Genomic DNA, 13,303 nt, shown 5'->3' on the forward strand with positions numbered 1-13,303 from the left:
CGGAATTCTACCGGATTCGCGCCCTTATTCATACACTGTTGTCAATTTGGCCAGAGGTGGTCGATGATCAGCTGCAGGCTGCGGTTGCCGCGGAACTCATTGATGTCGAGCTTGTAGGCTAACTGGACTTCGCGCACGCCGTTGTCGGGCCATATGGAAGTATCCACGTTGAAGGCGATACCGTCCAGCAGGGGGCCGCCGTCAACTGGCTCGACCATCACCTTCAGGTGACGCTCGCCCACCAGCCGCTGCTGCAGCAGACGGAAACGGCCGTCAAAGAGTGGTTCCGGGAACATCTGTCCCCACGGCCCGGCGTCGCGCAGCATCTGCGCCACTTCCATACTCATCTCCGCCGCCGTCAGCGGGCCGTCGGAGACCACCTCGCCCTGCAACAGCGCAGGATCCAGCCACTCGGTCACCAGCTCGCCGAAGCGCTGCTGAAACTCCTCAAAGCGCGCTTCTTCCAGCGATAATCCTGCCGCCATCGCGTGGCCGCCGAACTTCAGGATCAGCCCCGGATAGAGCGTATCAAGGCGCTCCAGCGCATCGCGCATATGCAGCCCCTGAATGGAGCGGCCGGAGCCTTTCAGCGTGCCGTCGCCGGTGGGCGCAAAGGCGATCACCGGCCGGTGGAAACGTTCCTTAATTCGCGAGGCGAGGATGCCGACCACCCCCTGGTGCCACTGCGGATGGTACATCGCCAGCCCGCCGGGCAGGGTGTCGCTACTGCGTTCCAGCTGTTGACACAGGGTTAACGCTTCCGCCTGCATCCCCTGCTCGATCTCTTTGCGCGTCTGGTTGAGCGCGTCAAGCTCGTTGGCTAACACGCGCGCTTCGCCGATGTTATCGCACAGCAGCAGCGCGACGCCGACCGACATGTCGTCCAGCCGTCCCGCCGCGTTCAGGCGCGGCCCGAGGGCGAAACCGAGGTCGCTGGCCGCCAGCTTTTGCGGATCGCGGTTGGCAATCTCCAGCAGCGCCTTAATGCCGGGCCGGCACTTGCCGGCGCGAATGCGGCTTAACCCCTGCCAGGTGAGAATACGGTTGTTAGCATCCAGCGGCACGACGTCGGCAACGGTGCCAAGCGCCACCAAATCCAGCAGCTCGGCAAGGTTCGGCGCGGCGATGCCGCGGGCGTCGAACCAGCCGTTATCACGCAGAAAAGTACGCAGCGCCAGCATCAGATAGAACGCCACCCCCACCCCGGCCAGCGATTTCGATGGGAAGTCGCAATCGCGCAGGTTAGGGTTAACGATGGCCTCCGCCGCCGGCAGCGTCTCCCCCGGCAGGTGGTGATCGGTCACCAGCACCGGGATCCCCAGGGCATGGGCATGATCGACGCCGGCATGGGACGAGATCCCATTGTCGACGGTCATGATCATCTGCGCGCCGCGGGCGTGAGCCTGATCGACCACTTCCGGGCTTAAGCCGTAGCCGTCTTCAAAACGGTTCGGCACCAGGTAGGAGACGTTGCCGTAGCCCAGCGCGCGTAGGGCCAGCACGCTGAGCGCGGTGCTGGTGGCGCCGTCGGCGTCAAAATCGCCGACCACGACAATGTGCAGCCCTTTCTGGAATGCGTCGTGCAGCATCCCGACCGCTTTTTCAACGCCGGTGAGCTGTGTCCAGGGGAGCATGCCTTTGACGCTGCGCTCCAGCTCCTGGGCGCTGCGCACCCCGCGGCTGGCATACAGCCGCTGCAGCAGCGGCGGCAGATCGGCGGGTAAATCGACGCCGTCAACCGCCTCGCGGCGGCGTAGTTGTATCTGTTGTTTCACGCGAATCAGTTACCGCTTGTCTGTTTTTTATGCTCGTCGAGGAACGCCTTCAGCTCTTTCGGCCCCTGATAGCCCGGCAGCACCATGCCGTTGCTGAGGACCATCGCCGGGGTGCCGTTGACGCCCATCTGCACGCCGAGGGTGTAATGTTTGGCGATATCCACGCTGCAGCTCGCCGGCTGCACGCCCTTGCCGTTCATGGCGTCATCCAGCGCTTTGTTGCGATCTTTCGCGCACCAGATGGCCTTCATGTCCTGCTCCGCCTGGCTCTGCAGTCCCTGGCGCGGGAAGGCCAGGTAGCGCACGGTGATCCCCAGCGCGTTGTAGTCGCTCATCTGCTCATGCAGCTTGTGGCAATAACCGCAGGTGATGTCGGTGAAGACGGTAATGACGTGCTGCTCCTTCGTCGCTTTGTAGACAATCATTTCGTTGCTCAGCGCGTTCAGCTTCCCCAGCAGCAGCTGGTTAGTGACGTTGACCGGCTGCGTGCCGCTCACGTCGTACATCGGCCCCTGGATGATGTGCTTGCCATCGTCGGTGACATACAGCACGCCGCTGTCGGTCAGCACCGTGCTCATCCCGGAAACCGGCGACGGTTGAATATCGGTGCTCTGTACACCCAGCTTCGCCAGCGACTGTTTAATTGCCGCGCTATCGGCATGCGCCGCCCCGGAAAGGGAAGCCGCCAGCAGGGTGAACATCAATAAACCTTTTTTCATACTCAGTCCTTTTATTCAGCACTCACGCCCGCGGGTGGTGCTGTTGATGAAGTTGTCTCAGACGCTCGGTCGCCACGTGGGTGTAAATCTGCGTGGTGGAGAGATCGCTGTGTCCTAACAGCATCTGCACCACGCGCAGGTCGGCGCCATGATTGAGCAAATGCGTGGCGAACGCATGGCGCAACACGTGCGGGGAGAGCTTTTCGCTGTCGATCCCCGCCAGCACGGCATAGTGTTTAATCCGGTGCCAGAAGGTCTGGCGCGTCATCTGCTGGGCGCGCTGACTGGGAAATAAGACATCCGACGCCACGCCGTTCAGCAGCCAGGGGCGACCATACTCGAGGTAATTTTCCACCCACAGTACCGCCTCTTCCCCCAGCGGCACCAGCCGCTCTTTATTGCCTTTCCCCACCACCCGCAGCACGCCCTGTCGCAGGCTGATGTCGCTCATCGTCAGGCCCACCAGCTCCGAAACGCGCAGGCCGGTGGCATACAGCACCTCCAGCATCGCTTTATCGCGCAATTCCAGCGGCTGCTCCACCAGCGGGGCCTGCAGCAGACGCTCAACCTGCGCCTCACTGAGATCCTTCGGCAGCCGCTGCGGCAGCTTTGGCGAGGCCAGCAGCGCGCTGGGGTCGTCCGGGCGAATTTTTTCCCGGTACAGATGCTGGAAGAAACGACGCACAGCGCTCAGCAGACGCGCGGTGCTGGTGGCTTTATAGCCGCCGGACTGCCGCTCGGCCAGCAGCGCCTGCAGGTCGTCGCTGCCGACGCTTGCCAGCGACAGACCGCGATGGTGCAGCCACTCCACGAGCATCGTCAAATCACGACGATAGGCGCTGAGCGTATTCTCCGCCAGGTTGCGCTCCAGCCAAAGGGCATCGAGAAACTGTTCGATTAGTGCCAGATCCTGTTTCACATCGGCCTCTTTGTTCGTTAAACGCTCTCATTATGCCTTAAGAGGACGCCTTTCTGGTACACTGCCCGCCATTCACGGCAAGAATCGAGATGTTTACGCGATGAATATAGGTCTGTTTTACGGCTCCAGTACCTGCTATACCGAAATGGCCGCGGAGAAAATCCGCGATATCATCGGCCCCGAGCTGGTGACGCTGCACAATCTGAAAGATGACTCCCCCGCGCTGATGAGCCAGTACGACGTACTGATCCTCGGCATCCCGACCTGGGATTTCGGCGAAATTCAGGAAGACTGGGAAGCGGTCTGGGACCAGCTGGACACCCTGGACCTCGAGGGAAAAATCGTCGCGCTCTACGGCATGGGCGATCAGCTGGGCTACGGCGAATGGTTCCTTGACGCGCTCGGCATGCTGCATGACAAGCTGGCGACCAAAGGCGTGAAGTTTGTCGGCTACTGGCCAACCGAAGGCTATGAGTTCACCAGCCCGAAACCGGTGATCGCGGATGGCCAACTGTTCGTTGGCCTGGCGCTGGATGAAACCAACCAGTACGACCTGAGCGACGAGCGCATCCAGAGCTGGTGCGAGCAGATCCTCGGCGAAATGGCCGAACACTTCTCCTGACGCCGCTTACTCCTGCGCCGGTTTTTGCAGCACCAGCCGGCGCAGGTCCCGCCACTCTCCGGCATCCATGCTGTCCGCCGCCAGCCACAGATGCTGACCGCGTCGGGTATCGACATGGCGCAAACGCAGCAGCATTCCGCTGTTGATGACCCACGGCGTCCCGAGGATCTCCCAGTCGGCGTTTTGCCAGCGCAGCCGGGAATCGGTGAGCAGTTTTATCTCCCCGCGACGGGCATGGATCCGTCGCTGGCTGCGCACACAGTCAAAGACCACCAGCGACAGCAGCAGCAGCCAGATCGGGGTGTAGCTTAACGGCCAGGGAACCAGCAGCACCAGCGCCGCCACAACGCCGTGGAGCAGCAGAGAAAACCACTGCGCGCGCCAGGAGATACGGAGATCAGATTGCCACAGGACCACGTTCCCGATTCCGTGTCTGAATTAAGGTTACCATTCGCTGCAGCTCCGCATCGGCCGGTTTGCCATGGTTCATCAGCCAGTTGAATAGATCCGGATCGTCGTTTTCCAGCAGGCGAATGAACAGCTGTTTGTCAGCGTCGCTGAGGGTATCGTACTCATACTCAAAGAACGGCATGATGGAGATGTCGAGTTCGCGCATCCCGCGGCGGCATGCCCAGTGGATACGTGCTTTATTGTTAATGTCCATGTTGATCTTCCAGCAGCAAAATATTGGTTAGTTTAACCCGTTTTCTGCCGTAACTTTACAGGAATATCGCTGAATGCGAGCATCCTTCCATAAAAACCATAAAATAATGATGGGCTTATTGTTTTCCCACGCCGGGCCTTCACCAAACGTCAGCGCACAAATGGCCTGTTGAAAGCACTTGCAATGCACTATAGCTCTTTTACCATTGGTCACACACACTGCGTTAAGCGATTCAGGATATGACTATGGCTTTTACACCTTTTCCTCCGCGTCAGCCTTCCTCTTCCGCTCGTCTGCCGTTAACGCTGATGACCCTGGATGACTGGGCGCTGGCGACGATTAGCGGGCCAGACAGCGAAAAATACCTGCAGGGGCAGATTACCGCCGATGTGAGCAGTCTCACCGATGCTCAGCATCTGCTTGCCGCCCACTGTGACGCCAAAGGCAAGATGTGGAGCAACCTGCGCGTATTCCGTCGCGACGGCGGCTTCGCGTGGATTGAACGCCGCAGCCTGCGCGACGCGCAGCTGACCGAGCTGAAAAAATATGCCGTCTTCTCCAAAGTCACCATCGCCGCCAACGACGATCTGGTTCTGCTGGGGGTGGCCGGCTTCCAGGCGCGCGCCGCGCTGGCGCCGCTGTTCGCCTCTCTGCCCGACGCCGCCACTCCGGTGGTCAGCGAAGGCGCCACCAGCCTGCTGTGGTTTGAACACCCGGGCGAGCGCTTCCTGCTGGTGACCGATGTCGACACCGCCAATCGGGTGACGGACGCGCTGCGCGGCGAAGCGCAGCTCAATAACAGCCAGCAGTGGCTGGTGCTGAATATTGAAGCCGGTCTGCCGGTTATCGACAGCGCCAACAGCGGGCAGTTCATTCCGCAGGCCACCAACCTGCAGGCGCTGGGCGGCATCAGCTTCAAAAAAGGCTGCTACACCGGTCAGGAGATGGTGGCGCGGGCGAAATTCCGCGGCGCCAATAAGCGCGCGCTGTGGACGCTGTCAGGTACCGCCAGCCGGGTGCCGGAGGCCGGGGAAGACCTGGAGCTGAAGATGGGCGACAACTGGCGCCGCACCGGTACGGTGCTGGCAGCCGTACAGTTGGATGACGGAAGCCTGATGGTCCAGGTAGTGATGAATAATGACATGGAGCCGGACAGCGTATTCCGCGTGCGCGACGATGCCGGCAGCCTGAGCATCAAACCATTGCCGTATTCGCTGGAAGAAGATTAAGGAAAAGTTCCCGGCTTGCGGCGCTTGCGCCTTAGCCGGGCTACCCGGCCGCAGTATATTGTAGCCACGGTAAGCGTAGCGCCACCGTGGAATTTCCAGGCCGTAGCGTATTGTAGCCACGGTAAGCGCAGCGCCACCGTGGGATGTTTATCAGGACTGGCCGATGTAAAGATAGATCGCCAGGAAGTGACACACGCTGCCGCCGAGCACGAAGCCGTGCCAGATAGCGTGGTTATAGGGAATACGTTTGCAGACGTAGAAGATGACCCCCAGTGAGTACACCACCCCGCCAACCGCCAGCAGCGTTACGCCACCCACCGCCAGCTTCACCGCCAGCTGATAGACCACGATAAGCGACAGCCAGCCCATCGTCAGATAGGTCACCAGCGACAGAATTTTAAAGCGGTGCGCGATGGTCAGCTTAAACAGGATCCCCAGCAGCGCCAGGCTCCAGATGACGATCATCAGCCCCTTCGCCAGCGGAGAGTTCAGCCCCACCAGCAAAAACGGCGTATAGGTCCCGGCGATTAACAAGTAGATAGCGCAGTGGTCGAATTTCTTCAGCCACTGTTTCGCCCGCTGATGCGGGATCGCGTGATAGAGCGTGGAGGCGAGGAACAGCATAATCATGCTGCCGCCGTACAGGCTGTAGCTGGCGATCGCCGTCGCGCTGGCGTTCGTGTCCGCCGCCTGCACCAGCAATAGCACGAGCCCGACGATACCGAACACCAGCCCGATCCCGTGGCTGATGCTGTTGGCAACTTCCTCTGCCAGAGAATATCCCTGAGTGATTAATGGTTTGCGCACCATATTGGACTCCTGAAAACAAGAACGCTTTCATTGCTCACTTAGGGTAACTGAGAATGATTCCAGTGAACACCTGTTAGCTAAAATAAAAAGATGTATATTTGTAAATACATTAAAATCAAAAGGTTACATTTATATTTCAACTCACAGCTGTTCCTGCTTACCTTAAAGCGTTTTGAATTCAATGACATAAAACTGGCTCTCGCCAGGATAGATGTCGCTGATGACCTGCCGCAGCTGCCCCAGGGTCATATTCTCCTGTTGAGCATGCTGTTCAGTCAGCGTATCGAGCGTCACTGTCGAGGTCGCTGTCACGGCGATGGTGCAAAAATAGCCGTCATCTTCATAGCGCCCGACGCGCAGCACATCGCCGACCTGAAAGTGCGACTCCGCCGCATCGCGAATAGTGATGGTTTTGCGCCCGGCGAGGATGTCGTCCTGAAAACGCTGAAAAAAGGTAATGTCATTGGCCTGCATGATATAATTCCGTCCTGGTCATTATGAATTGTGAGTTCGCCCTGTGAGTATGTTCTCCCACGCCGCTGTCGCCAGTCTCAATAATCTTGAGATGATGGTCTACCACTACGTCATAAAGAATCGCGACAAAGTGATGTACATGACCATCCGCGAACTGGCCGAAGCCGCCGGCGTCTCCACCACCACCGTGTTGCGCTTCTGCCGCAAACTGCAGTGCGAGGGCTACTCTGAATTTCGCGTACGTTTTAAATTATATCTTGAGCAGAACGAGCCTCAACAGGCAAATATCGGCGCCAGCGAAATCATGAGCTTTTTTAAAAGCGTTAATAATGACGAGTTCGATGGATTACTAGACCAGGCCGTCGATATTATTCTCGCCTCAGAACGTATTATTTTTGTCGGCGCCGGCACCTCGGGCGCGCTGGCGAAATATGGCGCCCGTTTCTTCTCCAACGTCGGTAAATTCAGCAACCATATTGACGACCCCTATTTTCCGGTAACCAACGATATGGCCCGCAACGCGCTGGCGATCGTGCTTTCCGTCTCCGGCGAAACAGAAGAGATCCTGCGTTTCGCCAGCCAGTTCAGCCTACATCATTGCAAGGTGATGTCGATTACCAGTCACGAGCATTCGCGGCTGGCCAAACTGGCCGATTTCAATCTCTCCTGGCACGTCCCGCAGACCCGCATTGGCGGCGTCTACGATATTACCACGCAAATTCCAGTGATCTATATTCTCGAATCCCTCGGACGTAAATTAGCGCGCAAAATCAGCTAAAAATAACAGCCTGTTTTTTTGATGTAACATATTACCTTTGGAGGAATTTGTTATATCGTGACATTAACTTTCACTTTGCTAGACTCGAGCGCAATAGTTATTAGAGAGATTAGCCAGGATGAAAAAATTAACCCTTCCGAAAGATTTTTTATGGGGCGGCGCGGTTGCCGCGCATCAGGTTGAAGGCGGCTGGGATCAGGGCGGCAAAGGGCCCAGCATCTGCGACGTGCTGACCGGCGGGGCGCACGGCGTGCCGCGTGAAATCACCCACCAGGTGGAAGCCGGCAAATATTACCCCAACCACCAAGCGGTCGATTTCTACGGCCGCTACAAAGAAGACATCAAACTGTTCGCCGAGATGGGCTTCAAATGCTTCCGCACCTCCATCGCCTGGACCCGCATCTTCCCGCAGGGTGACGAAACCCAGCCGAATGAAGAGGGACTGAAGTTCTACGACGACATGTTCGACGAGCTGCTGAAATACAACATCGAGCCGGTGATCACCCTCTCCCACTTCGAGATGCCCCTGCACCTGGTGCAGCAGTACGGCGGCTGGACCAACCGCAAAGTGGTCGATTTCTTTGTGCGCTTTGCCGAAGTGGTTTTCGAGCGCTATAAGCACAAAGTGAAATACTGGATGACCTTCAACGAGATCAACAACCAGCGCAACTGGCGCGCGCCGCTGTTCGGCTACTGCTGCTCCGGGGTGGTCTATACCGAGCATGACAATCCGGAAGAGACCATGTACCAGGTGCTGCACCATCAGTTCGTCGCCAGCGCGCTGGCGGTGAAAGCGGCGCGTCGTATTAACCCGGACATGCAGGTCGGCTGCATGCTGGCGATGGTCGCCCTCTACCCTTACTCCTGCAAACCGGAAGATGTGATGTTCGCCCAGGAGTCGATGCGCGAACGCTACGTCTTTACCGACGTCCAGCTGCGCGGTTACTACCCGAGCTATGTGCTGAATGAGTGGGAGCGCCGCGGCTTCAACATCAAGATGGAAGATGGCGATGCGCAGATCCTGCGCGAAGGCACCTGCGCTTATCTTGGCTTCAGCTACTACATGACCAACGCGGTGAAAGCCGAGGGCGGCACCGGCGACGCCATTTCCGGCTTCGAAGGCAGCGTGCCGAACCCGCACGTCAAAGCCTCCGACTGGGGCTGGCAGATTGACCCGGTCGGCCTGCGCTATTCTCTGTGTGAACTGTATGAGCGTTATCAGAAGCCGCTGTTTATCGTGGAAAACGGCTTTGGCGCCTACGACAAAGTCGAAGCCGACGGCAGCATCAACGATGACTACCGCATCGACTACCTGCGCGCCCACATCGAAGAGATGATCAAAGCGGTCACTTATGACGGCGTCGATCTGATGGGCTATACCCCATGGGGCTGCATCGACTGCGTCTCCTTCACTACCGGGCAGTACAGCAAACGCTACGGCTTCATCTACGTCAACAAACACGATGACGGCACCGGCGACATGTCCCGCTCGCGCAAGAAGAGCTTTAACTGGTACAAAGAGGTCATCGACAGCAACGGTGAGAACCTGTAACTAACCGCCCTCTCCCGGCCGGGGGAGGGCTAATTGCTTATCCGCCAGACACTTCTTTACAGCTTTACCATTGCCAAAACCCGTTCGCCCGATAAGATAGGCCTCGTGAATATTTGAGGCGCTCATGATTAAGCGACAACGCAAAGCCATTCTTTTTGTCCTCCTGGCCTGTCTGGTGGTGCTGGTCTGCACCGCCCAGCGAATGGCCGGGATGCACGCGCTGGTCATGAACCTCACCGCCGACAGCCCGTCACTGCAGCAAACCCAGGATAAAGCCGACGCGCCGGTCACGCCGTGCGAACTCAGCGCCAAGTCGCTGATGGCCGTCCCGCCGATGCTGTTTGAAGGGGCGCTGTTGGCTATCACCCTGCTGCTGGCGGTGCTGGCGGCGATCCCGCCGCGTATCGAGCGCCAGTGGCCTCCCCGCGTTATCTCCCCGCCCCGATTGCGGGTGCATCTGCGATTATGCGTCTTCCGTGAGTGACTGATTTTCCTGACAGTTCAGGTTAATTCATCATTTATGGAGCAAATTTATGTCTATGTTATTCAGGCGACTACTGGTCTGCCTGCTTTGGCTATGGCTGCCCGTCAGTCAGGCCGCCGACAGCGGCTGGCTACGCGCCGCCGACAATCAACACGCCAGCGTCCGCCTGCGGGCGCAAACCGAGAGCAATGGCGATACCCGCCTGCTTTTAGACGTGGCGCTGGAAAAGGGCTGGAAAACCTACTGGCGCTCGCCGGGGGAAGGCGGCATCGCGCCGGCTATCGCCTGGCACACGCCGCTGGAGGTTGACTGGCGCTGGCCGACGCCGCAGCGCTTCGACGTCGCGGGCATTTCCACTCAGGGCTATCACGGTGACGTCAGCTTCCCGATGACGCTGCGCGGGAAGATACCGCCGACGCTCAGCGGCGTGCTGACGTTATCCACCTGCAGCAATGTCTGCATTCTTACTGACTATCCCTTTTCGCTGGATATGACGGCCCCGCCAGGGGAGGGTTTTGGCTACGATTTCACCCGCGCGATGGGCACGCTGCCGCTGGGCGATGGTCTGACTTCGCAGCTGACCGCCAGCTACGTCAGCGGCAAACTGACGGTGACCGCTCGCCGCGATGCCGGCTGGCAGCAGCCAGCGCTGTTTATCGACAGCATGGAGGATGTCGATTTCGGCAAGCCGAGCTTTACCAGCCGCGGCGATACGCTGACCGCCACCATACCGGTCACCGATAGCTGGGGCGAAGCGGCGCCGGATCTGCGCGGTAAAACCTTGTCGCTGGTGCTGGCGGATAGCGGCCAGGCGCAGGAAAGTCAGATCGCCATCAGCGCCGGCAGCGCCGCGCCGGTGCTGGCGTTAGGCTGGGTGCTGCTGATGGCGCTGGCCGGCGGGCTTATCCTCAACGTCATGCCTTGCGTGCTGCCGGTGCTGGCGATGAAGCTCGGCTCGCTGGTGCAAACCGAAGGTCGCGAACGCGGCGCGGTGCGGCGGCAGTTCCTCGCCTCGGCGTGCGGGATCGTCGTCTCGTTCCTGGCGCTGGCGCTGATGATGACCGCGCTACGCCTGGGGAATCAGGCGCTCGGCTGGGGGATCCAGTTCCAGAGCCCGTGGTTTATCGGCGCCATGGCGCTGGTGATGATCCTGTTCAGCGCCAGTCTGCTGGGGCTGTTCGAAATCCGCCTCTCCTCCAGCGCCAGCACCTTCCTCGCCACCCGCGGCGGCAACGGCTTAATGGGCCATTTCTGGCAGGGCACCTTCGCCACCCTGCTGGCGACCCCCTGCACCGCGCCGTTCCTCGGCACCGCCGTGTCGGTGGCGCTGGTGGCACCCCTGCCGCTGCTGTGGGGCATTTTCTTCGCCATGGGGATCGGCATGAGCCTGCCGTGGCTGCTGATCGTTGCCTGGCCGGGGCTGGCGCAACGACTGCCACGTCCCGGCCGCTGGATGAATCATCTGCGCGTACTGCTGGGGCTAATGATGCTTGGTTCAGTGCTATGGCTGGTCAGCCTGCTGACGATCCACATCGGCCGTACGCCGGTGCTTACCCTGCTGGTAATTCTGTCCATCGCCCTGCTAGTGGCCACCGCCTGGCGCTACCGCTGGCGGACGGCGCTGCGCGCGGGCGCTCTGGCCATCGTGGTGGCGGGCGCCGTCGCCTTAGTCTCCCGATCTGACGGCGAGGGCCCGCGCCGCGACCGGGTTAACTGGCAGCCGCTCAGCGAGCAGGCTATCGCCAGCGCTCTGGCGGAACATAAGCGGGTGTTTATTGATGTCACCGCCGACTGGTGCGTGACCTGTAAAGCCAATAAATACAACGTGCTGCTGCGCGATGACGTCCAGCAGGCGCTGTTAGCGCCGGACGTGGTCGCCCTGCGCGGCGACTGGAGCCGACCCTCCGCCACGATTAGTCAGTTTTTAACCACTCGCGGCAGCGCCGCGGTGCCGTTTAACCAGATTTACGGACCGGGATCGCCGCAGGGAGAGATCCTGCCTGCGCTGTTAGATCGCGAACACCTTCTCGCCACCCTGTCCGTCGCCCAAGGAAAATAACATGAGAGCTATCACCGCCTTATTGCTGCTGTGCATATCCGCCTTCAGCTTCGCCGCCCCGGCGGAAGAACCACAAGCAAACGCTAATGACCAGCTGGCGCAGCTGCTGTTTAACGATCCGAACAGCCCGCGCACCGGCGCGAAAGCGCCAAAACTGACGATCGTCTCGTTTACCGATTACAACTGCCCTTACTGCAAACAGTTTGATCCGCTGCTGGAAAAAATCGTCCACGATAACCCGGACATTCAGCTGATCGTTAAGCTGCTGCCGTTCAAGGGGCAAAGTTCGGTCAATGCCGCCAAAGCGGCGCTATCGACCTGGCGCCAGCAGCCCGATAAGTTCTGGGCGCTGCATCAGCGGCTGATGGCGAAAAAAGGCTATCACGATGACGCCAGCATCGCCGCGGCGCAGAAGAAAACCGCCACCGATAGTGTAAATATCGATGACAAGACCATGGATTCGCTGAAGATGAACCTGATTTTGTCGCAGGTGCTGAATATTCAGGGCACCCCGGCGACCATCATCGGCGATCAGATGGTGGCCGGCGCGATCCCTGCTGATGAGCTGGAGGGGCTGGTGAAAGAGCAGCTGGCGAAAGCCCGTGGCCAGTAAAATCAGGCGCTGGTTGCGCGAGCTGGCGGTGTGGCTGCTGATTGGCGCGGCGGTGAGCCTGGCGGTGGATTATTTTCGCCAGCCCGCGCTGCCGCAAAACGTCAGCGCCACATCGCTGCACGCCCTCGACGGCAGGACGGTGGATCTGAACGCCATGAGCCAGCAAAAGCCGCTGCTGCTGTACGTTTGGGCCACCTGGTGCGGAGTTTGTCGCTACACCACGCCGTCGGTGGCATCGCTTGCCGCCGACGGCGGCAATGTGCTGACGGTGGCCCTGCGCTCCGGCGATAACGCCGCGCTGGAGACGTGGCTTGCCAGAAAGAAACTGACGCTGCCGACGGTAAATGACCCGAGCGGCCAGCTGGCGCGGCAGTGGGATATTCGGGTGACGCCAACGCTGGTGGTGATTTATCGAGGCGAGGTGAAGTCGGTTACCACCGGCTGGACCAGCAGTTGGGGAATGCGCCTGCGGCTGTGGCTGGCCTCCTGGTAGGCCGCCGGGTTACCCGGCTCGCGCTGCGCTTAGCCGGGCTACGGGTACTGAGGCTGTGGCCGGCCTCCTGTTAGACCGTCGGGCTTTAGCGGTTTTTATGCCGGGTGGCGGC

Annotated in this window: 15 protein-coding genes; 8 read left to right on the top strand and 7 right to left on the bottom strand. The window is 59.7% G+C overall.

Features of this window, described 5'->3' with window-relative positions:
- Positions 1 to 41: 41 nt before the first annotated feature.
- Genes recJ through xerD form a run of 3 tightly spaced genes read right to left on the bottom strand, consistent with a single transcriptional unit; the run spans position 42 to position 3,413 of the window.
- Complete coding sequence (gene recJ, locus ABLU50_RS10900) at positions 42 to 1,775, bottom strand: single-stranded-DNA-specific exonuclease RecJ (RefSeq protein WP_004205327.1); 1,734 nt, start codon at positions 1,773 to 1,775, stop codon at positions 42 to 44.
- Positions 1,776 to 1,780: 5 nt separating this feature from the next.
- Complete coding sequence (dsbC, locus tag ABLU50_RS10905) at positions 1,781 to 2,494, bottom strand: bifunctional protein-disulfide isomerase/oxidoreductase DsbC (protein ID WP_087833198.1); 714 nt, start codon at positions 2,492 to 2,494, stop codon at positions 1,781 to 1,783.
- A gap of 22 nt (positions 2,495 to 2,516) precedes the next feature.
- Positions 2,517 to 3,413 (bottom strand): site-specific tyrosine recombinase XerD, encoded by an 897-nt coding sequence (gene xerD, locus ABLU50_RS10910; protein WP_004144729.1) that lies wholly within the window; start codon positions 3,411 to 3,413, stop codon positions 2,517 to 2,519.
- 100 nt (positions 3,414 to 3,513) lie between these two features.
- Between xerD and fldB the strand changes: the two genes are divergently transcribed.
- Entirely contained in the window at positions 3,514 to 4,035 is a 522-nt protein-coding gene (gene fldB / locus ABLU50_RS10915; protein WP_004205324.1) for a flavodoxin FldB, read from the top strand.
- A gap of 6 nt (positions 4,036 to 4,041) precedes the next feature.
- On the opposite strand, the gene ABLU50_RS10920 is transcribed toward fldB, so the two are convergent.
- Together ABLU50_RS10920 and sdhE are read right to left on the bottom strand one after the other, a co-directional pair.
- A complete protein-coding gene (locus ABLU50_RS10920; RefSeq protein WP_004205323.1) occupies positions 4,042 to 4,452 on the bottom strand; it encodes a protein YgfX in 411 nt (136 codons plus the stop codon).
- Complete coding sequence (gene sdhE, locus ABLU50_RS10925; RefSeq protein ID WP_002916312.1) at positions 4,433 to 4,699, bottom strand: FAD assembly factor SdhE; 267 nt, start codon at positions 4,697 to 4,699, stop codon at positions 4,433 to 4,435. Before sdhE ends, ABLU50_RS10920 begins: the two co-directional genes overlap by 20 nt.
- 245 nt (positions 4,700 to 4,944) lie before the next feature.
- Between sdhE and ygfZ the strand changes: the two genes are divergently transcribed.
- The gene (gene ygfZ, locus ABLU50_RS10930) at positions 4,945 to 5,928 is read left to right on the top strand and encodes a tRNA-modifying protein YgfZ (RefSeq protein ID WP_087833197.1); all 984 of its coding nucleotides are present in this window, start codon (positions 4,945 to 4,947) and stop codon (positions 5,926 to 5,928) included.
- Positions 5,929 to 6,078: 150 nt separating this feature from the next.
- Here the strand turns inward: ygfZ and ABLU50_RS10935 are convergent, their stop codons facing one another.
- Together ABLU50_RS10935 and yqfB are read right to left on the bottom strand one after the other, a co-directional pair.
- Complete coding sequence (locus tag ABLU50_RS10935) at positions 6,079 to 6,738, bottom strand: hemolysin III family protein (RefSeq protein WP_002916317.1); 660 nt, start codon at positions 6,736 to 6,738, stop codon at positions 6,079 to 6,081.
- A 162-nt stretch (positions 6,739 to 6,900) separates the two neighbouring features.
- Positions 6,901 to 7,212, bottom strand: coding sequence for a N(4)-acetylcytidine aminohydrolase (gene yqfB, locus ABLU50_RS10940; RefSeq protein ID WP_057212983.1), 312 nt, complete (start codon positions 7,210 to 7,212; stop codon positions 6,901 to 6,903).
- A 49-nt stretch (positions 7,213 to 7,261) separates the two neighbouring features.
- On the opposite strand from yqfB, the gene ABLU50_RS10945 reads away from it, so the two are divergent.
- The 6 genes from ABLU50_RS10945 to ABLU50_RS10970 all read left to right on the top strand — a co-directional run bounded on the left by ABLU50_RS10945 (position 7,262) and on the right by ABLU50_RS10970 (position 13,191).
- On the top strand, positions 7,262 to 7,990 hold the full coding sequence (locus ABLU50_RS10945) for a MurR/RpiR family transcriptional regulator (RefSeq protein ID WP_004205316.1): 729 nt from the start codon (positions 7,262 to 7,264) through the stop codon (positions 7,988 to 7,990).
- Positions 7,991 to 8,108: 118 nt separating this feature from the next.
- Positions 8,109 to 9,542, top strand: coding sequence for a 6-phospho-beta-glucosidase BglA (gene bglA, locus ABLU50_RS10950; protein WP_087832722.1), 1,434 nt, complete (start codon positions 8,109 to 8,111; stop codon positions 9,540 to 9,542).
- 124 nt (positions 9,543 to 9,666) lie between these two features.
- Positions 9,667 to 10,026, top strand: coding sequence for a hypothetical protein (locus tag ABLU50_RS10955; protein WP_017899797.1), 360 nt, complete (start codon positions 9,667 to 9,669; stop codon positions 10,024 to 10,026).
- 49 nt (positions 10,027 to 10,075) lie between these two features.
- A complete protein-coding gene (locus ABLU50_RS10960; protein ID WP_087832720.1) occupies positions 10,076 to 12,085 on the top strand; it encodes a protein-disulfide reductase DsbD domain-containing protein in 2,010 nt (669 codons plus the stop codon).
- Position 12,086: 1 nt separating this feature from the next.
- The gene (locus tag ABLU50_RS10965) at positions 12,087 to 12,698 is read left to right on the top strand and encodes a DsbA family protein (protein ID WP_017899795.1); all 612 of its coding nucleotides are present in this window, start codon (positions 12,087 to 12,089) and stop codon (positions 12,696 to 12,698) included.
- Positions 12,688 to 13,191 (top strand): protein disulfide oxidoreductase, encoded by a 504-nt coding sequence (locus ABLU50_RS10970; protein ID WP_004205308.1) that lies wholly within the window; start codon positions 12,688 to 12,690, stop codon positions 13,189 to 13,191. The genes ABLU50_RS10965 and ABLU50_RS10970 overlap by 11 nt, the downstream gene beginning before the upstream one ends.
- The last annotated feature ends 112 nt before the right edge of the window (positions 13,192 to 13,303 follow it).

Source organism: Klebsiella sp. GG_Kp173 (assembly GCF_040062415.1).
GTDB classification, from domain to species: domain Bacteria; phylum Pseudomonadota; class Gammaproteobacteria; order Enterobacterales; family Enterobacteriaceae; genus Klebsiella; species Klebsiella quasipneumoniae.